The organism is Paenibacillus sp. FSL P4-0184 (assembly GCF_038004625.1).
In the GTDB taxonomy this organism is placed as follows: Bacteria; Bacillota; Bacilli; order Paenibacillales; family Paenibacillaceae; genus Paenibacillus_AQ.
In genome coordinates this window covers 331,265-355,887 of sequence record NZ_JBBORN010000001.1, presented here as the reverse complement: position 1 = coordinate 355,887, position 24,623 = coordinate 331,265, and the positions used below count along the sequence as shown (strand labels likewise).

Sequence of the window (24,623 nt, the reverse complement as noted above, 5' to 3'; positions counted from 1 at the left end):
TACAAAAAAAGATATTTCGGTGCCTCTGCCCGGAACGTCTTTTTTTAATTATAAGAAAGTATAAGTTTCACGATATACTTTATCCTTATAATTCTCGCATAAACGCTCACCGTCCTTTAAAGGACGCCGAAGGCGTTTTAGCTTGCAGCATCCAGAGCAAGGAGGAATTACAATCAGAATATTAGCGATTAGCGACATTCACGGAAGCTATTCCGAATTCAACGCATTATTAAAAAAAATAAACTATCGGCCATCCGAGGACAAGCTCATTCTGATGGGGGATTATGTGGATAGAGGTCTCAATAGTAAAGGAATTGTGGATCAAGTTATGGCCTTAAAGCGGGAATGGGGCGTTACTGTTCTAAAAGGCAATCATGATAAAATGGCCTATGACGCGCTCACCAGCGAGGATGATAAACTGGATACGCATTGGCTAAACAACGGTGGTTTGTATACATTGATGAGCTATTGTGAGGCGGATTCTGACTTTTTTAAAGCGGATTTTGGCTGGCATGATTATATGCTGCTGAAAGAAGAAATTAGACAGAAATACAAACATCATTTGGACTTTCTAAGTTCATTGCCACTTTATCATGAGACGGAAGACCATATCTTTGTCCACGCGGGCATTAATCCATTAATAGAGGATTGGAAGCAGCAGGATCCATATGATTTTATCTGGATCAGAGAGCCATTTTATACGAATCCTGTAGTTAGCACTGACAAAACGGTTATTTTCGGTCATACCTCGACGATGGATCTACATGATTCGGAAGACATCTGGTTTAGTCCGCTGGGCGATAAGATTGGTGTGGATGGTGGATGTGCCTATGGTCAACGTCTGAACTGCTTAGAGATTTCCGGAGGGGCATACATCACACATTTTGTTCGGAATGGGGAGAAGCCTTGAGCTGTCTCTCTTTTTTTAAAATATTAGAAAGTATAACGCTGAAGGCGTTTATGCTTGTTCATGAAAATGTAGAATAGCACTGTATTTAACGCCAACTATGTATAAAATAAAGAGAATAGGGGGTGTAATAGATGAATGCAAACAACAAATATCATATCCTCATGCAAGGGACTATCAGCAACAATGTGAGCGAAACCTGCAAGGAGTTTGGCATATCCCGGACGATCTATTATCAGTGGTGTAAAGCTTATCAAGAGCAGGGGATGGATGGACTGGCAGAGAAGGAACGAAAGCCGGTAATGCCTAATAAAGTGGATAAGCGAACGGAAAGATTGATCTTACAATACGTTGCCAAATTCCCTGAAGATGGACCCAAGCGAATCTTTTACGAACTGCAGGATGAGGGTGTGAACATAGGGGAGTCAGGTATTTATAATGTGCTGCGTCGAAATGGACTTAGTAAGAGAATAGAACGGGAGGCTTACGCCAAAGAAGTTAAAGCAAAGAAGCGGGACGGCGCGCAAGCGGCTAACAGCAGAGGGTGTAAAGTGAAACCCAAACCTCTGGACTATAGGATGAAAAATCCGGAAAATGCTCATCCCGGGTATATGTGCCAACAGAGTATTAGCTATATGGGAGTGTTCCCAAGGGTAGGAAAGGTGTATCAATACGTGGTCTACGATGCCTATTCCAGATTAGGCTTAGTTAAGCTATATAATCGGAAGTCCGCCATTCATTTTATCGATTTTATGGATTTGAAGGTCATCCCATTAATGAAGACCTTAGAATTCCAAATTAATAATCTGGTTACGAACAAGAGTCGTGAATTTACTACGAACTGGGATAGAGGTAAACATAAATACAGCGATTTTTTACATAAGAACAACATAAATCAAGTGGCTATTACTGCAGATCAGACAGAAGTATTTCAACCCTTACAGCAATTTGCAGCGGTGTTGACGAAAGAGTTCTATCAGCAGGCTTGGTTGGATGATACGATTGATTCCTTTGAGACTTTAGAAAAGCGCTTACACGAATATTTGAGGATCTATAACTTCAGCAGGGTGATCACAGACGGACCTAATCAAGGTAAAATACCATCGGATGTCGCACTTGAGTATGCAGGTCAGCGTGAGACCTTGCCATTATGGTTATTTACAAGGAGATAACGGATGATGACTAATATAAAGTATGAAGACAGAATAGGGATCATCGGTGCAGGGATTTCTGGGGTTACAGCTGCTTACCAGCTCGCGAAAAAAGGATATAACCATATCACTCTCCTTGAGAAGTCAGACCGAGTAGGTGGCAAGTGTCATTCGATTGAATATAAAGGGAAAACCTATGAAATGGGAACCCTAATCGGCTTGCCAACTTATAAACATACGATTGAACTCATGAGGGAGTTTGATCTTATGGATAAGGGGCCACTCTTGGAACGGGGATTTTTTGATACAAATGGGCGAAAAACTACTCAGATTCCTATGGACCAAATTCAGATGTTTACCCAAGAATTCAAACGGTTGCCGGAAATTTTGAAACGTTATAAGTCACTACAAGAACCGGGTTTTCTACACTTACCGGCAGATCTATGTCAGCCCTTTTCAGATTGGTGTACGGAGAATGAGCTATCTGTAATTGGGCAGGTGTATATGCATTACTTCAATACTTTTGGTTTTGGGAGTATTCAGGATGTGCCGGCCGCCTACGTATTGAAATTTCTTACTTATGATAATTTATTATCCTTTATTGAGATCACTCACATGATAACCTGGCCTAAGGGAGTCACTGAACTCATTAGAAGAATGGCCGATCAAGTAGAGGATCTGCGTCTGACTTGTGAAGTGCTACATATGGAGCAAGAGGAAAATGGTCAAGTTCGGGTGGAAACAAACCAGGATATCTTTTATTTTGACAAGGTTATTTATACTGCTTCCTTAGAGCATCTGGGCGATATGATTCACTTATCTTCGGTAGACAGAGCATTATTTGAGTGTATAATCTACGAACGGTTTCGGGTATATGCCTACAGAGTGAAGGGGTTGCCGGAGCTTTCTGGGTATATCCCCTGCAATATGAATCCTGAACGCAAGGGACATATGATGGCATGGTATTACAGGTGGGCAGATATAGGAACAACGGATCTAGTTACGGTTTATGTAGCGGAGAATGATGAGATGACAGATCTCGAGATGAGGGAAAAGGTAGAAAATAAACTTCGCGAGCTTGGTGGCGAGAATATCCGTCTGTATATGATGAAGCGCTGGAAGCAGTTCCCTCATGTGGATTCTAATGCGATCCGTGAAGGCTTCTATGAACGGCTTGATCAGATGCAGGGAAGAGATAAGATCTATTATGCTGGAGAAATCATGAATTTTCCTACATTGGAGAACTGTATCGTATATTCGAAATACTTAGTTGAAAGATTTTTTTAAAAATGCGTGAGTAGTAAGCCTTGTCCACAAAGAAATTTGTCGGCAAGGTTTTTTTATATTGCATCAAGTATATATTTTGGGCCTCCTGCAAAGTACCTGAGTAAGCATTAAAGCAAAACTCCACTTTGTGGGGGATATTTTACGTTCGAGTTAGGTTTACAGTCTGTAGTTCTGTAGACATAGTTTCTAATAGATTCCCTTACTTGGGGTAGGACCTTGGATGAATTCCAGTCCTATTCATGTGTAAACTCAACTCGAAATGAGACTATGAAAACCTTGATAAATCAACGTTTTGAGCGGTTTGATCGTTCGAAGGAGGATGGGATATATTGGACTCAAGACATAGCTTATATACAAAATATGAAGGAGGAATACATTATGTTTTTATTCGAATCGATTCCTTGGTACTCTGCTCTAATGTGGTTAGTGGTACTTGCAGGATTAATGATTTTCAACGAAATAGCTCGAAGAAGCAAGTGGTTCTCAATTATTCTGTTTATCGTTGTCCCTATTGTTCTTACCATAGCGGTCTGGCCGAATACGGCAGGCGAAGGCTCCAGTACTGGAACATGGTTTCACTGGGTAAAAGTATATTCTGCCTTGGCAGGATGTATAGGGTTTATGGCTATCCGTTATGTTAAAGGATGGGACAAAAATAAATATATATTAATGTTCCCGGCGATTATCCTTGCAGTTAACATTCTTGAAGCAGTTATCCGTGATTTCCAAGTGTACAGCTTGCAAGGCATGGTGGATGGCGTAATGATGGTAGGTGGTCCTTGGAACATTATGAACGGGATCGCAGGTATTCTGAACATTATTACGATTTCTGGTTGGATGGGTATTGTTATTAGTAAAGACAAGAGTAAGGATATGTTGTGGCCGGACCAGCTGTGGTTCTGGATCATTGCTTATGACATTTGGAACTTTGCCTATGTATATAACGCAGTTTCTGACCATTCCTTCTATGCAGGTGCAGCTCTCCTGATCTCTTGTACAATTCCAGCATTCTTCTTCAAAAAAGGAGCATGGCTACAGCATCGTGCACAAACCTTGGCGATTTGGATGATGTTTACGATGTCGTTCCCGGCGTTTGTTGGGGATTCAAAGTTCTCCGTACAATCTTCTCACAGCGAAACGGCACTTTGGGTTGTGAGTGCATTATCTTTAGCAGCTAATATTGCAGTGTTTGTCTATCACTTTTATAAAATTACCAAACATAAACGCAATCCGCTTAAAGTGGAAGTGTATACAGATTTAGCGGCTTATAAGACGATTGCCGAGAGTGCAAAATAATAGAAGGCTTAATAGTTTCTTTAAGAATCCGCGCCTAGCGCGGTTTTTTTTATGGAATAGAATTTATAAAATTTCGAGATTGCTGAGAAATGTGAAACGAATTTATAGGATGGCCTATATTCAACTGGTGGCCATGGGGAGCCCTGTTTTTAATTAAGCACACGCCTCTTTGGGATGTATAACGGACCGAGTGGACCTTATATCCTTCGAAATGCATGTTTTAGTCGAGCTCACGGACAAATGTATGCGAAAAACTGAACACAATGTGCCGACGGTAACGTAAGCGAGCCAAATGTATGCGAAAAACCAAATACAATGTGCCGACGGTAACGTAAGCGAGCCGAATGTATGTGAAAAACCGAATACAATGTGCTGACGGCAACGTAAGCGAGCCAAATGTATGCGAAAAATCGAATACAATGTGCCGCCAGTAACGTAAACGAACCAAATGTATGGGAAAAACGATTACAATGTGCAGACGGTAACATAAGCGAGCCAAATGTATGCGAAAAATCGAATACAATGTGCCGCCAGTAACGTAAACGAACCAAATGTATGCGAAAAACCGAATACAATGTGTTGATGGTAAAGTAAGCGAGCCAAATGTATGCGAAAAACCGAATACAATGTGCCGCCAGTAACGTAAATGAGCCAAATGTATGTGAAAAACCGAATACAATGTGCCGACGGTAACATAAGCGAGCCAAATGTATGCGGAAAACCGAATACAATGTGCCGATGGTAACGTAAGCGAGCCAAATGTATGCGAAAAACCGAATACAATGTGCCGACGGTAACGTAAGCGAGCCAAATGTATGCGGAAAACCGAATACAATGTGCCGACGGTAACGTAAGCGAGCCAAATGTATGCGAAAAACCGAATACAATGTGCCGACGGTAACGTAAGCGAGCCAAATGTATGCGAAAAACCGAATACAATGTGCTGATGGTAACGTAAACGAGCCAGCGCCGTTATCCGCCCCAAGTCACCCGGGAATAGGTTTATTATTAGGGAATAAGTGCAATATGGTCCGTCTCTCGGAAACTCACTACGAAGGTGTATATAGATACGATTATGGAATTACGGATGTACTCAGCTTGTAACTCTACTCTACTTCCAAGGAAGCCGTCAGGCGTTTTTCTTGCGTAAATGCAAAGATCGATCATAATCATCAAGCATAACGCAATCCGCTTAAAGACTTTTACCAATACTTTTGATGAACGATTGATTCTATGTTCTGAAGCTGCATAATTCTGATGAAGTTTATGTTCTCCAAATATGTGAAGGACAGTTGCTGTTTTTTGACTCCTGATTAAAGACTTAAAAGTGTATCTATAGTAAACTGAATGTAAAGTGCCCACGGTATAATGGGTATAATTTGTTGAAAAGCTCTTCGGATGAAGAGTTTTTTCCATTTTACAGAAAAGAATGTGATATGTTATGCAGCTACGCGCGAGTCTTCAGAAGAAAAGATTGCTGGAGAAATATCTTTCTGGGGAGGGGATGGATTATCGGCAAATTATAGCTTTGTTTATTCCAATTCTGATTGACCAGGCCTTCATTATTGGACTTAATCTGGTAAATACCGCAATGATCAGCTCGTCCGGGATGGCGGCGGTCAGTGCAGTGAATATGGTGGATTCGCTGAATATTTTTCTGATCAATGTGTTCGTGGCGGTTGCAACCGGGGGGACAGTGGTAGTCGCGCAGTATAAAGGGAGCGGAAACGACCGGATGGTGTCCCAGGCTACGGCGGCTTCGGTCGCCTCGGTATCGCTGATCGCTTTGGGAATCGGTCTGCTCCTGATGGGCTTACATACCCCTATATTGAACCTTTTGTTCGGAACCGCCTCACCCGAAGTGCTGGACAATGCCCGCATCTACCTGATCGGCAGCAGTATTTCATATCTGGGCATCGCGGTGGTTCAGGCGGTATGCGGAGCTCTGCGAGGTGTGGGCAAGACACGCGCTTCTTTGATGCTGTCGCTCATCATGAACCTGCTGTATGTTATCCTGAACGTGGTCTTCATTAACCTGTTGCACATGGGTGTGCTGGGGATGACGCTTGCGATTAATATCGCGCGGTATGCAGGTATGGTTTGTGCCCTGGTGTATCTGTTCAAGGTGGATACGGCCCTGCGGGTGCGTTTTCGTGACCTATTCCGAATCCCTCTGACCATGCTGCGGAGAATCATGTTCATCGGCGTGCCGTTCGCGGCAGAGCAGATGTTCTTCAACGGGGGGAAGCTGCTCACTCAGGTGTTTATTGTCAGCCTAGGCACTTATGCCATTGCGACCAATGCCATTGCCGGCTCGCTGGCTCTGGTGTTTCAAATTCCAGCCAGCGCGCTGTCGCTAACTATTGTAACGGTGGTTGGCCAATGTATCGGGCGGGGGAATGTCTCTGAAGCCAGAAAGTTTATCAAGTCCTTTCTCTGGATCGGGTCCGGCTCTTTGGCGTTGATCGCCTTGATTCTGATGCCGCTATTCCACCCGCTGGTATCGATCTTTTCCCCACCTTCCGAGATCATTGATGATCTGTTTGTGGTGCTGCTGGTGAATTCCATTGCCCAAGTTCCGCTATGGGCCGTCAGCTTTATTTTGCCGTCCGCACTGCGGGCAGCGGGAGATTCCCGCTTCACCTCAATTACCTCAATGCTGACGATGTGGCTGTTTCGGGTGATTTTTGGATACATCCTTGGGATCGTACTGGGCTACGGCGTCATGGGTGTCTGGCTGGCGATGAACTGCGAGTGGGCCGTTCGCGGGGGCATTTTTCTTTGGCGCTTCAGGGGCGAAAAGTGGTTTGCACACAAGCTGATTTAGAATTGTTGTTAAGGATACGTACTACCTAAGCCAGCAGACGGAAACGTTGCTCTTTTATATTAAAAACGTAAAAATACAGCACAGGGCAGCGGTTCTCATATTTACTAGAGAATTGCTGCCCTCCGTTTTGGTTATCGACTGCTTGCTTTAGCTGATTATGTTTACAATTGGGTCAGTCGCGATTCTAGAGAATTCTCCGATCCCATTTATTCAGCTTGGCACTGCTCGGAATTCCTTCCTTTTGAAACAAATTAAAAGACAAGTCAGTAATAACACACAGATTAACGTTGCTGTATGAGTAAAACTACTATTCCAAAACATAATCTGAACATTCATTAAGGAATGGACGCCAATCACGAAAAATAGATTCTTGGTTAAGACATAGAGTAATGAGAATATGACCCCTAGAATTACTAGTACGATAAAATCATAAACAAAATCCATTCCGACTAATCCTGAATAGATCCGATTTGGGATATGTATAGCGGCAAAGATAGATTGTGAGATAAGCATTGCATAACCAATGCGTGAAGTATTGTTATTGACTTTTTTTAATAAGAGATAGATTTGAACTAGCAGAAAGCCCCGAAACAAAACTTCTTCCAGTAAAGCATTTCCGAAAATCTGACCCAGGAATTCACCAAAGACGACGTTCGAATTCGTAAAGATATCATTATTGAATGTTAAACTTGTGTGAGTTAGTAATGTCATACCTAAATCAACAATGTTTATAGCGAGCCAAAATAATAAAGTACCGAAAAGTCCTGCTAATAACTTATTTTTTGTTAACCCCAAATCCTTAGGTGATAATTTAGCTATTATACATAAGAAAATAACCACTTCTAACATAAGACCGAACAGATTTGCAGCTAACGTTTCGTTGATCCATCCGTTTGTGCTTTTGGCAATAACGCTTAAAGTTCCATTTGCAAAAAGGACAAGGTTAACCGTTAGAGTGAAGAGAATATGAATAAAAATGAGACTGACGATAAAGCGTATTGATGTAGGCTTAACTTTAACAATCGATAGCTCCTCAGTTACTTTATTGCGCAGCATGATTTGTAATCCTCCTTAGGTTTACCCGAGCATTGCGTATTCTAGAGCATTATTTATAATACATAATTTTCCAAATACTATCTGAGATTTACTATATTCTTTAAGTGCCCGAGTTCACCATTACAAAAATCATATATTCTCACGTTATCCTTAAATCCTCCTCAGATTGACAGATGAAGGGGCACTGGCTATACTTGAAATGTTAAAATGTAAATCGGATAAAACGTTGATGAAAATGAAGTACGCCGGAGGATGGCTTGATCAGAGAACAGGTTCCTTTACGAAAGCATTTCGTAATGGCTGTGAGAACCTTGAAGACAGGCCGGTGGAAAGCTAATTTCGGAGTGTGAGATCACAAACTCACCGGGGGCACCCGTTATCAGCCGCGACAAGGCGATCGCCCTTTAACTTTCCCGTAAATTGGGTCAAGGCGATAACCAGGGTGGTACCGCGATATTAATCGTCCCTGAATTATTCAGGGGCGTTTTTTTGTTTTTATTTTTTAGAAAATTTGTACAATCTGGCGCATGAGCCGAATTAAAAAGATGAGACGGGAGCTGTAAACAATGAAAGCAAGTGAAATTCGTTCCAAATGGCTTAAGTTTTTTGAAAGTAAAGGTCACAAGATTGAACCTAGTGCATCTCTCGTACCGCATAACGATCCTTCGCTATTGTGGATCAACGCAGGTATGGCACCGCTGAAAGCATACTTCGATGGCCGTGAGATTCCTGAGAATCCGCGCCTGACGAACTCGCAGAAATGTATTCGTACCAATGATATCGAGAATGTAGGGAAGACACGCCGTCACCATACATTCTTCGAAATGTTAGGTAACTTCTCTATCGGCGATTATTTCAAAGAAGAAGCTATCACATGGGCTTGGGAATTCTTGACTGGCAAGGAGTGGATCGGCTTCGATCCAGAACGTATCTCCGTCACTGTGTATGCTGAGGATGAAGAGGCATTCAAGCTGTGGAATGAAAAAGTGGGCTTGCCAGCAGAACGCATCATTAAGCTGGGTGATGAGAACTTCTGGGATATCGGCGAAGGCCCTTGTGGTCCTTGTTCGGAAATCTTTTATGACCGCGGCGAAGCTTACGGCAGCGACATGAGTGATCCAGAAATGTATCCAGGTGGAGAAAACGAACGTTGGCTTGAAGTATGGAACCTTGTGTTCTCACAATTCAACCATAACAAGGATGGCAGCTATACGCCGCTTCCGAACAAGAACATTGATACCGGTGCTGGACTGGAGCGTTTTGCATCCATTCTTCAAGATGTAGATTCCAACTTCGATACCGATTTGTTCCAACCGATTATTCAAAAAACAGCTGAGCTTGCTGGTGTAACTTATAAAGATAATGTTGAGCAGGATATCGCGCTTAAAGTTATCGCTGACCATGTGCGTACCGTTACTTTTGCCGTAGGGGATGGAGTACTTCCTTCTAATGAAGGTCGTGGTTATATTATCCGCCGTTTGCTACGCCGTGCTGTTCGTTACGGAAAGACCCTGGGTCTGGATCGTCCGTTCCTGCATGAGTTGACCGAAACCGTTGGTGAGATTATGGGTGTATATTATCCATCCGTTGTCGAGAATCGGGAATATATCGCCAAGATTATCCGTACAGAAGAAGAACGTTTCCATGAGACATTGTCTGATGGATTGGCTATCTTGGGTGAGATCAGCGCTAAAGCAAAAGCAGATGGGCACAGCACGATTGCTGGAGCTGATGCATTTAAGCTATATGACACTTACGGATTCCCATTTGACCTGACTGAAGATTTCGCAGCAGAGCAAGGATTAACTGTAGACCGTGAAGGCTTCGATGTCGCTATGCAAGAACAGCGTGATCGTGCAAGAGCTGCACGTCATGACGGTGGCAGCATGAAGATCCAAGGTGGTGCATTAGCGGATCTGACGGTTAAAAGTGAATTTGTTGGATATAATGACTCGGTAACAGAGTCGAAAATCATGGCTATTGTTGTGGGTGATGAATTGGTCGATACCGCTGGCGAAGGCGTAGAGTGCCAAGTAATTCTCGAGGCAACACCGTTCTACGCTGAAAGTGGCGGACAAGTGAGTGACACAGGTCTGCTTACTGGCGGTTCAGTTACAGCTAAGGTTAAAGGATTGTTCAAGGCTCCACATGGTCAACATGTACATTTGGTAACTGTGGAAGCTGGAGAACTGAAAGTAGGCGAATCGGTTCGCGCTGAAGTGGATCGTGCACAGCGTGAAGATATCGTGAAGAACCATACAGCTACTCATCTACTGCATAAAGCGCTCAAAGAGGTTCTTGGCGGTCATGTCAACCAAGCAGGATCTCTAGTAGAAGGTGCACGTTTACGGTTTGACTTCTCCCACTTCGGAGCGATTACACCGGAAGAACTAAGCGACATCGAGCATCGTGTGAATGCACAAATTTGGCGTGGCCTTGATGTAGTCATTGAGAACAAGCCAATTGAAGAAGCTAAGGCTATGGGCGCCATGGCATTATTTGGTGAAAAATATGGCAATATTGTCCGTGTCGTTCAAGTCGGCGATTACAGCCTTGAGCTTTGTGGTGGATGCCATGTATCCAACACGTCACAAATTGGAATTTTTAAGCTGCTTAGCGAAAGTGGTATTGGTTCCGGAGTGCGCCGTATCGAAGCAGTGACTGGACGTTACGCTTATCAGTTCACTGAGAGCCAACTGGATCTGCTCAAGCAATCTGCGGGTCTACTGAAGTCTTCTCTGAACGACGTTCCAAAACGGATTGAAGCATTGCATAACCAAGTGCGTGAGCTTTCGCGTGAGAATGAATCCTTGCAATCTAAGCTGAGCGCAACATTTGCCGCTGAACTAACAAGCAGTGTGAAGACGGTTGGTGCAGGTACACAGCTTCTTGCTGTTGCTGTTCAAGCGGGAAATATGGACGCTCTGCGTTCTACTGCAGATGAATTGAAATCCAAGCTCCCGGATGCTGTACTTGTTCTGGGTGCAGCCATGGACGATAAGGTGAACTTTGTTGTAGCTGTACCACAGGATTTGGTGAAGAAGGGCTTCCACGCTGGTAAGATCGTTAAAGAAGTCGCAGCAGTATGCGGTGGCGGCGGTGGCGGACGTCCAGATATGGCACAAGCTGGTGGTAAAGATGCCTCCAAGCTTGGCGAGGCACTGGCTAAAGCAGAAGAATTAGTGGCTTCCCTAGCATAAATAAAAATTACGAAACTATTTCTTAATTTAAACGTATTATGAAAAAACATAGCGGTACTGAGAGTTTGACATCAGTACCGCTACTCTTTATTAACAGGTGGTTAGATTTTCATGAATAGTTGTGCTTGACAATAGCTTAAAAGCCAAAAATATCATTATTTTTGTAGAGGAAATGCCAAAAAAAGCGTTATTCCACGCGCAGGATTTCCTCGTTGGGCTATGAATATGTTATGATAAAGGAAGCAAGTGAGCTGCACAGTAGCAACTTTGCGAAGCCGCCCTTTTAGGGTGATTTTGCAGAAGGAAGGTGTCACAAATGGACTCCATGGACAAAACGGTCAAATTCAATGTGAAGGGCGACGAAAAGGAAGCTTCTCCCCAGGAAATATTGCTCGCTGTATACGATGCACTGGTGGAGAAAGAGTATCATCCGATCAATCAGATCGTAGGGTATCTACTTTCCGGAGACCCAGCTTACATTCCGCGTCATAACAATGCGAGAAGTTTGGTCCGGAGAAAAGAACGTGATGAGCTGATTGAAGAGCTGGTTAGATTCTACCTCGTCAATCACAAGGTGGATAATCCCAGATGATGAAGAAGTTAGGATTGGATTACGGCGACCGTAGAATCGGTGTAGCCACAAGCGATGTTTTTGGATGGACGGCACAAGCTCTTGAAACGATTGAGCGCCGCGGTACTGGTAATGAGTTCGAACGTATTCGTGAACTTGTTACGGAGCACGAAATTGGAGAGATTGTAGTTGGTCTACCGAAGAATATGAACGGCTCAGTAGGACCCCGGGGCGAAATCTGTATAGAGTTCGCTGACAAGCTACGGGAGCAATTTGCAATGCCCGTACACCTTTGGGATGAGCGTCTGACGACGGTATCCGCAGAGCGGGTGCTGATTGAAGGGGACGTCAGCCGGAAGAAACGCAAAGGGATTGTGGACAAAATGGCTGCAGCCCTGATTTTGCAAAATTTTTTGGATGCTAACAGTAAAAGGTGAGGGGTGCGAGGATATGACAAACGAACAGATTGGCCAAGAGGAAGAACCGGAAATTATCTATATCCCTGATGAGGAAGGTAATGAAGAGGAATTCGAGGTCATTATGAAGTTTGAGGTTGATGGCTCGGACGCTAAGTACATGATGGTGGTTCCGCTTGATTCCGAGGACGAGGAAACCGATGAGGTTTATGCGTTCCGTTATGTGGAAGAAGGCGACGATCTTCAATTGTTCATGATCGATAATGACGAGGAGTGGGCGATTGTCGAAGAGACTTTCAACACACTGGTTGACGAGTTGGACGGAGGATCTGAGAATGACTGATGTATCCGCTGATCAAGCGGTATGGACTTCGCGGCTTAAGGAAGCCTATGGAGAAACAGTAGAACTGGAAGATGAGCAGGGCAAGTCTTCCATTTACGATATTATCGCCGAATTTGAAGTCGGTGGTATTGGCTATGCGGTGCTGAAAGGCACCGGTAAAGACGTGGAATATGAAATTCTGCGTATCGTTGTCTCTCCTAACGGACTTCCGGAACTAGAGAACATCGTGGACGATGAAGAGTGGGAAGACATCTCTGAGCTATATGATGAGATGACTTTTCCAGTGGACGATGCAGAATAAACTTTAAACATGTACGTTACATTTATGATGAGTACGGAAGAGGGCGGAGAATTCCGCGCTCTTTTTGCTTGGAATACGATCAATATAATTAATACAACAATCATGATCATGAAATATGTATTGAATTTTAAGTAGTACACTTTTATACTTTATAGTCGGAAAGTGAGGAACCTGACTTGAAATCCGCAATCCGTACTGTGCTTATTGTTATTCTTTTGCTGGTAGCAGCAGGAGGCGGAGGCGCTTGGTACATTTGGAACGGGATGCAGCCGGTAGAACCTGCAGGACCTGCCGTAACACTTACGATAGAGAAGGGCATGGGCAGCGCGGAAATTGCTGATCTGCTCGAACAAAATGGCATTATTAGGAACAGTCTTTTTTTTAAGGGATATTTGAAATGGACCAAAGAAGGTTCCAGCTTCAAAGCTGGTACTTATGTTGCTAATCCAGGAGACACCTATGACGAGCTCATCGAGAGGTTAAATGCGGGTGATGTTGTTAAGGAAGAGACCGTAACTTTTACGATTCCGGAAGGATATACTGCTGAGCAGATTGCCAAGAAGCTTGCTGAGGCTTGGAATCAGGATGCTGCTATTTTTCTCGAAATAATGGATACCGGTGCGGGCTTGAAGGGAATTGATGTTCTAGGTATCCCACAGAATAAGAACCTTCGTCATCGGCTTGAAGGGTATTTGTTCCCTGAAACGTATGAACTAGCCAAGGATAGTACGCCGCAGGAAGTTGTAGAGGCATTATTGGATCAGTTCCAGAAGAAACTGGACACGATTCCGAATTGGAAGCAAAAGCTAGAAGCACGTGGAATGACACTTCATGAGCTGTTGACAGTGGCCTCGTTAGTCGAGCGTGAGGTTGTGGTAGATAGTGAACGACCACTAGTTGCTGGCGTGATTTATAACCGCTTAAAGAAAGAGCAGAAGCTGGAGATTGATGCTACGGTTCAATATTTGCTCGACAAACAGAAGGAAAGACTGTTATATAAAGATTTGGAAGTTGACAGTCCTTATAATACGTATAAAAATATTGGGCTTCCTCCGGGACCTATTAGTAATCCGGGGCTGGCCTCCATTCAGGCGGCACTTGAACCTGAGGCATCTGAATACTACTTCTATGTGACTAAGAAAGATGGTACACAGGGCCATTTGTTTGCTAAGACCTACAAGGAACATTTAGCCAATATCGAAAAAAGTAAGCGAGAATCGAAATAAAATATTAAAATGAAGAGTGGTGCGGTTGAAATAACTGTACAAGTAGGAGGTACAACATGATTAACAAACCGGAATTGCTGGCGACAGCAGCATCCTTAGAAGAAGCTGCTGCTTTGCTGGATGCCGGAGCAGATGCATTGCTCATCGGGGATGACCGTTTTGGCATGCGTCTTGCCGGACATTTCTCTCTGGAGGATACAGCTGCTGTTGTAGAAATGGCACATGCGCGTGGCTGCAAAGTATATGCTGGACTAGGTGGACTCATGTCCAACCTTCTTCTCGAAGAGCTCCCTGCCTATGTGAAGGCTATAGGTGAACTTGGTGTTGACGGTGTTGAGTTCGGTGATCCTGCTGTGTTAACCACAGTGAAGAAGGAAGCACCGGGCATGAATCTGCATTGGAATGCGGAAATGACCTCTACCAATTACGCAACCGCGAATTATTGGGGGCGTAAAGGTGCTTCTCGCGTCGTTCTTGCCCGTGAGCTGAATATGGATGAAATGACGGAAATGGTTCCGCTTTTAGAGGTAGAGGCACAGGTTCAGGTTCACGGCATGACTAATATATACCATTCCAAGCGTAAGCTTGTAGAAAGCTATATGTCGCATCAAGGACGTCCAAGCGAGGGCGGCAGTCTTGGTAAGGAACGTGGTCTATTTTTGATCGAGGCAGAACGAGATGACCAAAAGTTCCCAATCTATGAAGACGAGAACGGTACACATATTATGAGTTCGGAAGATATTTGTATTTTGGAGGATCTTCATATCCTTATGGCTGCAGGCGTACAGAGTTTTAAGATTGAAGGATTGTTGAAATCAACAGCGTATAATGTGGCGGTTGTTAAGACTTATCGCAAAGCTATTGATCTCTATGTAGCTGATCCAGAAGCATATTCTTTCCAAGAGGATTGGATGGAAGCTATCAGAACGCTGCAGGATCCAGAACGGGAGCTAAGCTTCGGATTTTTCTATAAAGAGCAAGTATATTAAGTTTAATTTAATGAGAGTTTTTTAGTTCCCCGCAAAGACTAGGTGCAGTAAGCATGCATAGACATCACTTTGTGGGGCGATGGAGGGGAGAACAGGAATGGGAACCATGACAAAGCCGCAATACAAGGGCAAACGTTACCGTCTGGACAAACCGGAGCTCCTAGCTCCGGCCGGTAATTTGGAGAAATTAAAATTCGCAGTACACTATGGTGCGGATGCTGTTTATATCGGAGGGCAGAAATACGGTTTGCGTTCAGGAGCAGACAATTTCAGCTTTGAGGAAATGCGTGAAGGTGTTGAATTCGCCAAGAAATACGGCGCTAAGGTATTTGTTGCAACGAACATTTATGCTCACAATGAAGATGTCGCAGGGATTGAAGAATATCTGCGTAACTTATATGAAGTTGGCATTGCGGCTATTATCGTTGCTGATCCGGTCATTGTAGATACAGCACGCCGTTTAGTTCCTGGATTAGAGGTGCATTTGAGTACTCAGCAGTCTACACTGAACTGGCAAGCGGTATCCTTCTGGAAAGAAGAGGGTTTGCCACGTGTAGTACTCGGACGTGAGACGAGCCTGGAAGAGATCGCTGAGATTAAGAAGCATGTTGACATTGAAATCGAGAGCTTTATCCATGGTGCGATGTGCTCTTCATACTCCGGTCGATGTGTATTATCCAATCACTTTACAGACCGTGACTCCAATCGTGGAGGCTGCTGTCAGTCATGCCGTTGGAAATATGATTTGTTCGAGGATGCGCGTCCTGAAGGCACTTGGGTGTCAGAAGAAGATCAAGCTGAAGCAGAAGCAGAAGTACAATCTCCGTCACCTTTGCTTCCGGGTGTAACTCAGATTCCACTGCATCAGCAAGGAGATAATCCATTCTCCATGGGATCTAAGGATTTGTGCATGCTGGAAAGTATCCCTGAACTCATTGAAGTAGGCATTGACAGCTTCAAGATCGAGGGACGAATGAAGTCGATTCACTATGTAGCTACTGTAGTTAACGCTTATCGTAAAGCTATTGATGCTTACATGGCTGATCCGGAAGGGTACGAGTTGAAGCAAGAGTGGCTGGATGAGCTGAATAAAGCGGCGAATCGTCCGCTTAACACAGGGTTCTTCTATGATACTCCGGATCATGAAGATCATATCTATGAGCCTGAAGAAAAAGCCGCTCCTTATGACTTTGCCGGACTTGTACTAGAATACGATGCTGAGAGTGGAATGGCGCTCATTCAGCAACGCAATCACTTCAAGCCAGGGCAGGAAGTTGAATTCTTCGGACCCAATGATACATTCTTTAAGCAGACTGTAGCGGAATTGTGGGATGAAGCAGGCAACCCGCTTGACGCAGCTCGTCATCCTCTGCAACGTGTCCGCATGAAGGTAGATCAGCCGGTAGCATACTTTGATATGATGCGTAAGAGAAAATCTTAATAAGATACAGGGATGTTCTTTCTATAAGAGCATCCCTGTTTTTCTTTTGACAAAGCTAACAATAAGATATATATATTAGTAACTAACAAATAAATCCAAAAGGAGGGTAGAACGAAGGGAGTTTTTTTGTTTCAGAATACATAGGTTAAAAGTTATAAAAAAAGTATAGTAAAGCTAAGAAAAAAGGCCTAATAAACCGATATATAATATGGTTAGCGCTTTCATATGTCCTCTAATATTAGCGGGTAGATGATCATGATGGGGATCCTGATCAAGATAGTATTAGTGAAAAGCATAAAGAGGGAAGGTTAGAGAGATGAAGAAGAACAATAAAAAATCCGTAAATGTACAGAGCAATGAAGTAGGTACAGGAAAGACATTAAAGTTAGATGCTAAGAAAATGATGTTGGGTTGGGGAAGCCAAATCAAGAGAGTTAATCCTATCCAATCCGTCGGTGTGAAGTTATTTCTAATATTCTTATGTTCCACTGTAATCGTAGTTATGTCACTTGGACTTATATCTTATTCGAAGGCAAAAACAACGATAAAGAATAACGTATCCGAAGCCTACCGCCAGACTATTGTTCAGACTGCTGAGAAGCTGGATATTACCTTGAAGCAATATGAGAATACGGTATTGCAGCTCTTTTTTGATGTGCAGTTGCAAACGGATCTTAGATCAATGGCTACTGCACAAACTGCTTACGAGAAATTTGAAGCAACAAGCTCAATAAGTAAGAAATTGTCCAATCAGACTACAACAGATTCTAATATTCTCAGTGTCGCATTGATTCCCGAGTCACTTGAACAGGAAATTGTTACATCTGGCAGTGGTGGCATTTATTTTGATGGATTACGAGAACAAGAATGGTTCAAGAAAATTGTGGCCGATTCTAAAGAATATAATTCTTATTATTCAGACGCTAACAATAACGACTCTAAAAATATTTGGTTTTCAACCTCTCTTCAAGGAGCGGAAGAAAAAGATATTGCTTTGGTAAGATCTCTTAAAAGTCTGGGAGCAGATAAAGGATACATGATTATGCTTGTGTTGAAGAATACACTGCTGGAAGAATCTTTCGCAAGTGTGAAGCTGGGAGACGGCTCCCGTATTCAACTTGTGTCTCCGCAAGGTACAGTAGTGGCTTCTTCTAATCCGCTAGATGATGGAAAGTCATCGGAGTTTTCTTTTATCAAAGAGAGTAAGAAAAATAATAATAGCCTAGAAGCTAAAGATCCAAACGGAAAAGAAATTCTGGCGGTCTTTAATCCGATGATGCGGGCAGATTGGAAGCTCGCAGGTGTAGTTCCTACAGAAGAACTAGTGAAGGAAGCCCGTCCGATTCTGTTGACGACGTTCATTACGGCTGCCGGTGCGGCATTGCTTGCGATATTTATTGGGATTTGGATGGTTCGTATGATTGCTCGCCCTCTGGCACGATTGAAGGATCTTATGGTTCAAGGTGCAAGCGGAGATTTAAGTGTACGTACAGAATATGTGTCTAAGGATGAGATTGGACAACTATCAGCCTCCTTTAACTTGATGATGGAGCGTATTACTGAGCTTGTATCGCAAACTAGAGAAACTGCACGAGATGTGCTAGAGACCGCTGGTGAGCTTGGAGAAGCTTCGCGTAAGACAGCTATTTCCGCGAAGGAAATCGCAGCCGCTACGGAAGAAATTGCTGGAGGAGCAGGCAGTCTGGCACTTGAAGCTGAACGTGGTAATGAGCTTACAGATGTGATAGCTACGCAAATGCAGACCGTGATTAGTGCCAATAGTGAGATGGATGAGGCAGCACGCGGGGTTGGAGAAGCTAGTGCTCAAGGTGCCAAGCAATTAACGGATTTACTGGATCAAACTAGCCGTACTGGGGAAAAGACAGGTGCGCTTGTAGAACGTGTTAACAATTTGAAAGAAACAGTATTCTCAGTGATTAAGGTGCTGGATGTGATGAAGAGTATCACACAGCAGACGAATATTTTATCATTGAATGCGACGATAGAAGCCGCACGTGCAGGTGAAGCTGGCAAGGGCTTTATGGTGGTAGCAGGTGAGGTAAGACAGCTTGCCGACCAATCGAAGCAGTCTATTGCTCTTGTAGCCGGAATCACCGACAAGATCATAACGGAAATGAACGAAACGGAAGCTGTATTATCTGAAGTGGCACCTCTCTTTAAAGAGCAAATAAGCGCAGTGAAGGGCACGAGCGATATCTTTGTATCCGTAAAAGGACAGATGGATGAGTTCATTACTAGTCTGGAATCGGTGACAACAGCGATCAGTAGCTTGAATCATTCACAGGTTGTGTTGTCGGAAGCCATGGGTAACGTAAGTGCTGTAGCTGAGCAATCATCAGCGACTTCTGAAGAAGTGGCTTCACTCAGTAATGAACAGCAAAGTGTAAGTGATCAACTCGTTTCATTGTCAGGTAAGCTGGAAAGTGCTTCAGGACAGTTAAAGGACAAACTGTCATTATTCACGATAAAATAAGTGGGTCCCTAACTAATTTTTTTATGATTTACATAACAAAACCGCTTCTTCGTTATGAGGGAGCGGTTTTGTTATTGTGTAAAGAAGGACTTCCCCGTATAATAATTTTGTTAGGTAAATAATAATAACAAGTTAGGTAAAAAAGGGTTAAGGAGAAGGACCGTATGAAAGGTAAACGCATCTTTGGCTGGTGGTCCGTTATCGGGGACATGAGTATGGAACGCAAGCTGCTCCTCGTCTTTTTAATAATTATTACCCTTCCGCTTACCTTCATTAGTGTGTTTACTTATAAGAGTTATTCAGAATCTATTCAGGGCAACACCATTGCTTATTCTGAGAAGTTAATCGATCAAATGATGGATGGAGTAGATGATTATATCGAAGATATGAAGCGTATTTCATCTATGCCAGCCTATGTGAACGATATTAAACAAAATTTAATTCGTTCGAACCACTATCATGAGCAGAAAGAGATCATGGGTGGCGAATCAGGCAGTGCTACATTGTTACCCGGAGATTTTGATTTACTGTTGTCCATTCAGCGGGGCATAGAAGGCAACATTTCATTTATTAACAATATTAAGCGAGGCGCGAACACGGTTTATATTTTTGACGCGCATGGGAATGGTTATTATTCTGCCAAGGATGGTGGAGTACGGCTCGACCTCGATCAAAGCTATAAGTACTGGAGTCAGCAGACGAAGGATTCCAGCGGAGAGGCCCTTTTGTTTGGTACCCAATCATTTACGAGTAATTTGCAGAGCACTCGATATGCTTTTACCGTTGTTCGCAAAATCGTGGATGGTTTGTTAAATCCGATTGGGCTGATCGCGGTTGAAGCGAATATTAGCAATTTGGAGAATCGGGTTACGGAGCTGGATAAAGTAACGCATGGCAAATCTCTGATCGTTGATGAGATGGGGATGGTTGTGTACGACAGTGGCAAAAAACTTCTTGCCACGGATGTATCTGATTCAGAGCTATTCAAAAGGGTCGATGGGAAATCCGGGAGTTTCTATGATACAGTCAACGGAAAAGATTTTCTAAATATTTACTCAAGCTCTAGCAAGACCAATTGGAAGGCCATTATTTCAATTCCTGTAGATGTGCTAATGCGGGATGTGAAGGTAACCCGTAATACAACGCTCGCTGCTACATTAAGTATCATTGTACTTGCGTTAATTATCTCCATTATCCTTTCCTTTGCACTCACTAAATCACTATCGCAGATGATTCAACTGATGAAAAAGGTTCAGGGCGGCGATCTAGATGTGATGTTTAGGGTTAGACGGCGTGACGAGATTGGTCTGCTCGGGCATCAGTTTAATCGAATGCTGGCTCGGATCAGGCAGTTGATTCAGGATATCTACCGAATTGAAGAACAGAAGAAGGAAGCGGAACTTCACGCTCTGCAGAGTCAGATTAATCCTCATTTTATCTATAATACGCTGGAGTCGATCCGAATGACCGCTGAGCTCAATGATGATATTGAAGCTGCGGACATGATCTCAATTTTAGGTAAACTGCTACGGTATAGTACAAGTGATTTGAGCGGCAAAACGACAATGAAGCAAGAGCTTGGATATGTACGCAATTATGTTGAGCTGCTGAACTGTCGCTACCCTAATCGTTTCGTACTCGAGATCGACGTACCGAAGGAGCTAGATAATTACTCTATTATCAAGCTGGTCTTCCAGCCGATCATAGAGAATGCTGCTTACCATGGCTTGGATGATAATAAACCACAAATGCATTTAAGTATCCGTTGTGAGATGACTGAGCAAATGCTGTTCTTTCATATTAAGGACGATGGCTGTGGAATGGATAAGATCACTTTGGAGAGATTGAACGATGGGCTGCAGAAAGAAAGTCCTCCTAAGAAAAGTATCAATGGGGGCATTGGTATGAAAAATATACAGCAGCGAGTGCGCCTTCATTATGGAGCGGCTTTTGGAATTGAGGTATATAGTGAGCTTGGACAAGGGACGGATGTTATTTTGTCGCTACCGTTGCTGGAACCGGAAATGATTAGATTATCTGACTGAAATAAGAGGAGGCTGTCCGTTGATGGGGATGAGATTACACTGGACTACGCGTACCATACTGCTGCTTCTCTTTTTGTTAACGATTAGTGGCTGTGAGAACAACACCAAGCAGTTGGAATCTACAGTGCCTCCAGTTGGAAACGAGGTGAAGTCTGACTTATCCGGCACCATAGTCATGATGACCAATCGAATAGATCTGATTGAGAACGGAACCTTTCAAGGGTACGCAGACCAATTTAAGCAAAAGTACCCCGAAGCGAATGTTGAATTTGAAGGTTTATCCAATTACGCAACGGACATTCTGGTAAGACTGTCCACCAAGGACGCCGGAGATGTACTTTTGCTTCCTGTGAATCTTCCATCAAAGGAACTGGATTATTTTTTCGAACCGTTGGATGAAGAAACTTCGGCTAGTGAGCGCTTCACTTCTTTTGCTACTTATGATGGTAAGCGATATGGGCTATCTACGGGAACTACCACGGTAGGGATTGTCTATAATAAAAGGTCCTTCGAAAAAGCAGGAATTACCGCGGTTCCACAGACACTGGATCAATTCTACGAAGCTTGCGCTAAATTAAAAGAGGCTGGAATTATCCCGCTGTATATGAATTATGGAGCCGTCTGGCCACTGCGTGAATGGGGAAATAGTCTGGTCAATTATATGACAGGCAACCCTGAGTATCTAAATAATATGGTAAATGAGGATAGTCCATGGCAGCTAGATAATGAGTGGGGGAAATCCATTTCCATTGCTCGAACCTTAATTGCTAAAGGTTATGTAGAGAATGAACTTTTCTCGAACAATTGGGAGATCTCTAAGACTAGACTCGCTAAAGGTCAAGCTGGCATGTATTTACTTGGAAATTGGGCGGTTGGTCAAGTGCTTGATGTGGGGGCTTCACCAGATGATATCGGATTCTTCCCATTTCCTTATGATAATAGCAGTACTCACTATGCGCCGATCAATCCAGACTGGTTCGTGGGTGTTAGCAAATACAGTAAGAATAAAGAGCTTGCTATGGCTTGGTTGAATTTTTTTGTAAAAGAGACTTCGTATTCAGATGATTGGGGATTCCTTCCTGCTGATGGTAGTCTGAACCCTTTTATGCCGCAGTACCGTGAATTTTTATCTTATGAACCTAAGCTGGTTTATGGCACGGTACAAAGTGATGCGTTCATCGATCTGGCAAATGGAGCTAAGCTGTCCTTTTGGTCCGGAGATTATATTCAAGAGTTACTTGCTGCGCCTGATTTACAAAAGTCTTTTGACGAATTAAATGCAAAATGGACGGAAGCGCGGTTTGCTACACAGGTAACTTCTCAGCCTTAACTTTAGTTTAACATTAATTTTATTACAATCTCTGGAGGGTTTAATATGGCTAAAAAGGTCACCATGCAAAAAATAGCTGATCATCTCGGTGTATCCAAATTTGTTGTCTCCAAGTCACTTTCTGGTAAAGCTGGCGTTAATGAGACGACCAGAGAACGAGTGATTCAAGCGGCTTCGCAGTTAGGCTATTTTACGCAAAAAAATGCTTTTGTCCAAGGTGTCAAGCGTACTCCTCCGGTAGGGGGTAGTGATCGGAATAAGCAATCTGTGCTTGTATTAATGCCGAATATCCGCTCGCAAACTCAGGATTCCTTGTATTGGGGAAAAATTGTGGACGGTATTGCCCTTGCGCTGGATCAAGAAGGACTTGGAATGGTGATCATCTCTGAGAATCGTGCGGATAATTTTGTGAATATCTTGAACCCAAGCGGGATTCTTGGTTTGGTAGGTGTGGGCGAAATCTCCACTTCTTTACTACTTGAGGTACATCGCATCGGTCTGCCGATGGTGTTGATTGACCATGAAGATCCATTAATTCCAAGTGATACTGTATTCGCGAACAATGTGGATTCCATGGCTCGACTTACTAATCATTTGATGGGGACAGGCCATACACAAATGCATTTTATCGGGAATATTGGATTTTCACGCAGTTTTCGGGATCGGTGGATTGGCTTCCGGAGTGCGCTGGAGGAGAGTGGGATAAGACTGCCTTTGGAAGATGATGCGAATCTCTTTTTAGAAGGGGTGGAGGAAGATGTATTCCAAGAGGATTTTAAAAATTGGGTCATGAAGCGGAAAAAAGCTAAGACACTCCCAACCGCTTTGGTCTGCGCCAATGACAAAACAGCACTTACGGTCAGTGATATCCTGAAGGCAGAAGGTCTTAATATTCCAGGGGATATCTCGGTCACGGGCTTTGATAATATTGAGGATGCCTCAAGAGGCGTTCCGCCGCTTACTACTGTACATGTCCCTAAAGAAGCGATGGGCCGGGCGGCAGTGGAGAAATTGCTAAGTCGGATTGGGCATCCCTCTGCACCATTGGAGAAGATCCTGATTGCAGCAGACATAGTGCATCGTGATTCTGTGGATATACCGAGAGACTAGAAATCAGCCGATTAAAAATAATTGAAAGCCGTGGACTTTTGGTTAGGGGGAATTCAGTTATGTCAGAAGCAGTTGCAATACCAAAGATCGAAGGCGAAAATATTCATCTGCGTGGTGTAGGTGAGTCCGATCTGGAGGCCTATTACAAATTTTTACTTGATGATGAGATGGGTCGTCTAACAGGGTCGCAAGGGGAAATCTCTCGCGAGCAAACTTCGGCTTGGATTCGAAAGATTAGTGTTCCAGCAGAGGACCGTGTGGATCTTATGATTATCGTCAAGGAAACGGAAGAGCTTATTGGAGAAGTGGTTCTGAACGAAATAGATCCGGACAACCGTAGCGCAAATATTCGAATTGGGATTCGTAGTCATGAACATAGAGGGAAGGGTTACGGTACTGAGGCTATGACTCAAATGCTGCGATATGGCTTTGAAGCCTTGAAGCTGCATCGTATCCATCTGGGTGTATATCCTTTTAATCCAAGAGCCATTCATGTCTATGAGAAGCTTGGTTTCAAGCACGATGGTGTAGAGCGGGATGCTCTTTATGTAGACGGAGAATTTCATAACATGATTCTGATGTCTATGCTGGAGGATGAATATCGGGCTTTGTACAATTAAAAAAAAGTGAACC

Annotated in this window: 19 protein-coding genes; 18 read left to right on the top strand and 1 reads right to left on the bottom strand. The window is 43.5% G+C overall.

What is annotated here, in order from left to right; all coding sequences use genetic code 11:
* The first annotated feature begins 142 nt into the window (after positions 1-142).
* The 5 genes from MKY52_RS01445 to MKY52_RS01425 all read left to right on the top strand — a co-directional run bounded on the left by MKY52_RS01445 (position 143) and on the right by MKY52_RS01425 (position 7,468).
* Positions 143-910: a metallophosphoesterase family protein gene (locus MKY52_RS01445; RefSeq protein ID WP_262495799.1), complete on the top strand. Its 768-nt coding sequence runs from the start codon at positions 143-145 to the stop codon at positions 908-910.
* 131 nt (positions 911-1,041) lie between these two features.
* Complete coding sequence (locus MKY52_RS01440) at positions 1,042-2,079, top strand: helix-turn-helix domain-containing protein (protein ID WP_341049410.1); 1,038 nt, start codon at positions 1,042-1,044, stop codon at positions 2,077-2,079.
* A gap of 3 nt (positions 2,080-2,082) precedes the next feature.
* A complete protein-coding gene (locus tag MKY52_RS01435) occupies positions 2,083-3,345 on the top strand; it encodes an FAD-dependent oxidoreductase (protein ID WP_341049409.1) in 1,263 nt (420 codons plus the stop codon).
* A 378-nt stretch (positions 3,346-3,723) separates the two neighbouring features.
* Positions 3,724-4,641 (top strand): DUF5692 family protein, encoded by a 918-nt coding sequence (locus MKY52_RS01430; RefSeq protein WP_042186069.1) that lies wholly within the window; start codon positions 3,724-3,726, stop codon positions 4,639-4,641.
* Between the two features lie 1,441 nt (positions 4,642-6,082).
* The gene (locus MKY52_RS01425; protein WP_076284273.1) at positions 6,083-7,468 is read left to right on the top strand and encodes an MATE family efflux transporter; all 1,386 of its coding nucleotides are present in this window, start codon (positions 6,083-6,085) and stop codon (positions 7,466-7,468) included.
* A 210-nt stretch (positions 7,469-7,678) separates the two neighbouring features.
* Here the strand turns inward: MKY52_RS01425 and MKY52_RS01420 are convergent, their stop codons facing one another.
* Positions 7,679-8,524: a CPBP family intramembrane glutamic endopeptidase gene (locus tag MKY52_RS01420; RefSeq protein ID WP_341049407.1), complete on the bottom strand. Its 846-nt coding sequence runs from the start codon at positions 8,522-8,524 to the stop codon at positions 7,679-7,681.
* Between the two features lie 566 nt (positions 8,525-9,090).
* On the opposite strand from MKY52_RS01420, the gene alaS reads away from it, so the two are divergent.
* From alaS to MKY52_RS01355, 13 genes are all read left to right on the top strand, one after another.
* Positions 9,091-11,724, top strand: coding sequence for an alanine--tRNA ligase (gene alaS, locus MKY52_RS01415; RefSeq protein ID WP_341049405.1), 2,634 nt, complete (start codon positions 9,091-9,093; stop codon positions 11,722-11,724).
* A gap of 316 nt (positions 11,725-12,040) precedes the next feature.
* Positions 12,041-12,316, top strand: coding sequence for an IreB family regulatory phosphoprotein (locus MKY52_RS01410; protein WP_042125473.1), 276 nt, complete (start codon positions 12,041-12,043; stop codon positions 12,314-12,316).
* Complete coding sequence (gene ruvX / locus MKY52_RS01405; RefSeq protein ID WP_042193474.1) at positions 12,316-12,732, top strand: Holliday junction resolvase RuvX; 417 nt, start codon at positions 12,316-12,318, stop codon at positions 12,730-12,732. The genes MKY52_RS01410 and ruvX overlap by 1 nt, the downstream gene beginning before the upstream one ends.
* Positions 12,733-12,745: 13 nt before the next feature.
* Complete coding sequence (locus MKY52_RS01400; protein ID WP_038569507.1) at positions 12,746-13,054, top strand: DUF1292 domain-containing protein; 309 nt, start codon at positions 12,746-12,748, stop codon at positions 13,052-13,054.
* Positions 13,047-13,355 carry a DUF1292 domain-containing protein gene (locus tag MKY52_RS01395; protein WP_076300046.1) on the top strand — a complete coding sequence of 103 codons (309 nt, stop codon included), beginning with the start codon at positions 13,047-13,049 and terminating at the stop codon, positions 13,353-13,355. The genes MKY52_RS01400 and MKY52_RS01395 overlap by 8 nt, the downstream gene beginning before the upstream one ends.
* 176 nt (positions 13,356-13,531) lie before the next feature.
* The gene (gene mltG / locus MKY52_RS01390) at positions 13,532-14,581 is read left to right on the top strand and encodes an endolytic transglycosylase MltG (RefSeq protein WP_341049403.1); all 1,050 of its coding nucleotides are present in this window, start codon (positions 13,532-13,534) and stop codon (positions 14,579-14,581) included.
* Between the two features lie 56 nt (positions 14,582-14,637).
* Complete coding sequence (locus MKY52_RS01385) at positions 14,638-15,570, top strand: peptidase U32 family protein (RefSeq protein WP_341049401.1); 933 nt, start codon at positions 14,638-14,640, stop codon at positions 15,568-15,570.
* A gap of 97 nt (positions 15,571-15,667) precedes the next feature.
* Complete coding sequence (locus MKY52_RS01380; protein WP_341049399.1) at positions 15,668-17,011, top strand: peptidase U32 family protein; 1,344 nt, start codon at positions 15,668-15,670, stop codon at positions 17,009-17,011.
* Between the two features lie 316 nt (positions 17,012-17,327).
* Complete coding sequence (locus MKY52_RS01375; protein WP_341049397.1) at positions 17,328-19,505, top strand: methyl-accepting chemotaxis protein; 2,178 nt, start codon at positions 17,328-17,330, stop codon at positions 19,503-19,505.
* 164 nt (positions 19,506-19,669) lie between these two features.
* The gene (locus MKY52_RS01370) at positions 19,670-21,550 is read left to right on the top strand and encodes a cache domain-containing sensor histidine kinase (RefSeq protein WP_341049395.1); all 1,881 of its coding nucleotides are present in this window, start codon (positions 19,670-19,672) and stop codon (positions 21,548-21,550) included.
* Positions 21,551-21,572: 22 nt separating this feature from the next.
* Positions 21,573-22,880: an ABC transporter substrate-binding protein gene (locus MKY52_RS01365; protein WP_341049393.1), complete on the top strand. Its 1,308-nt coding sequence runs from the start codon at positions 21,573-21,575 to the stop codon at positions 22,878-22,880.
* 45 nt (positions 22,881-22,925) lie between these two features.
* Positions 22,926-23,990 carry a LacI family DNA-binding transcriptional regulator gene (locus tag MKY52_RS01360; protein ID WP_042186092.1) on the top strand — a complete coding sequence of 355 codons (1,065 nt, stop codon included), beginning with the start codon at positions 22,926-22,928 and terminating at the stop codon, positions 23,988-23,990.
* 59 nt (positions 23,991-24,049) lie between these two features.
* Positions 24,050-24,610, top strand: coding sequence for a GNAT family N-acetyltransferase (locus MKY52_RS01355; protein ID WP_341049391.1), 561 nt, complete (start codon positions 24,050-24,052; stop codon positions 24,608-24,610).
* Positions 24,611-24,623: the final 13 nt, after the last annotated feature.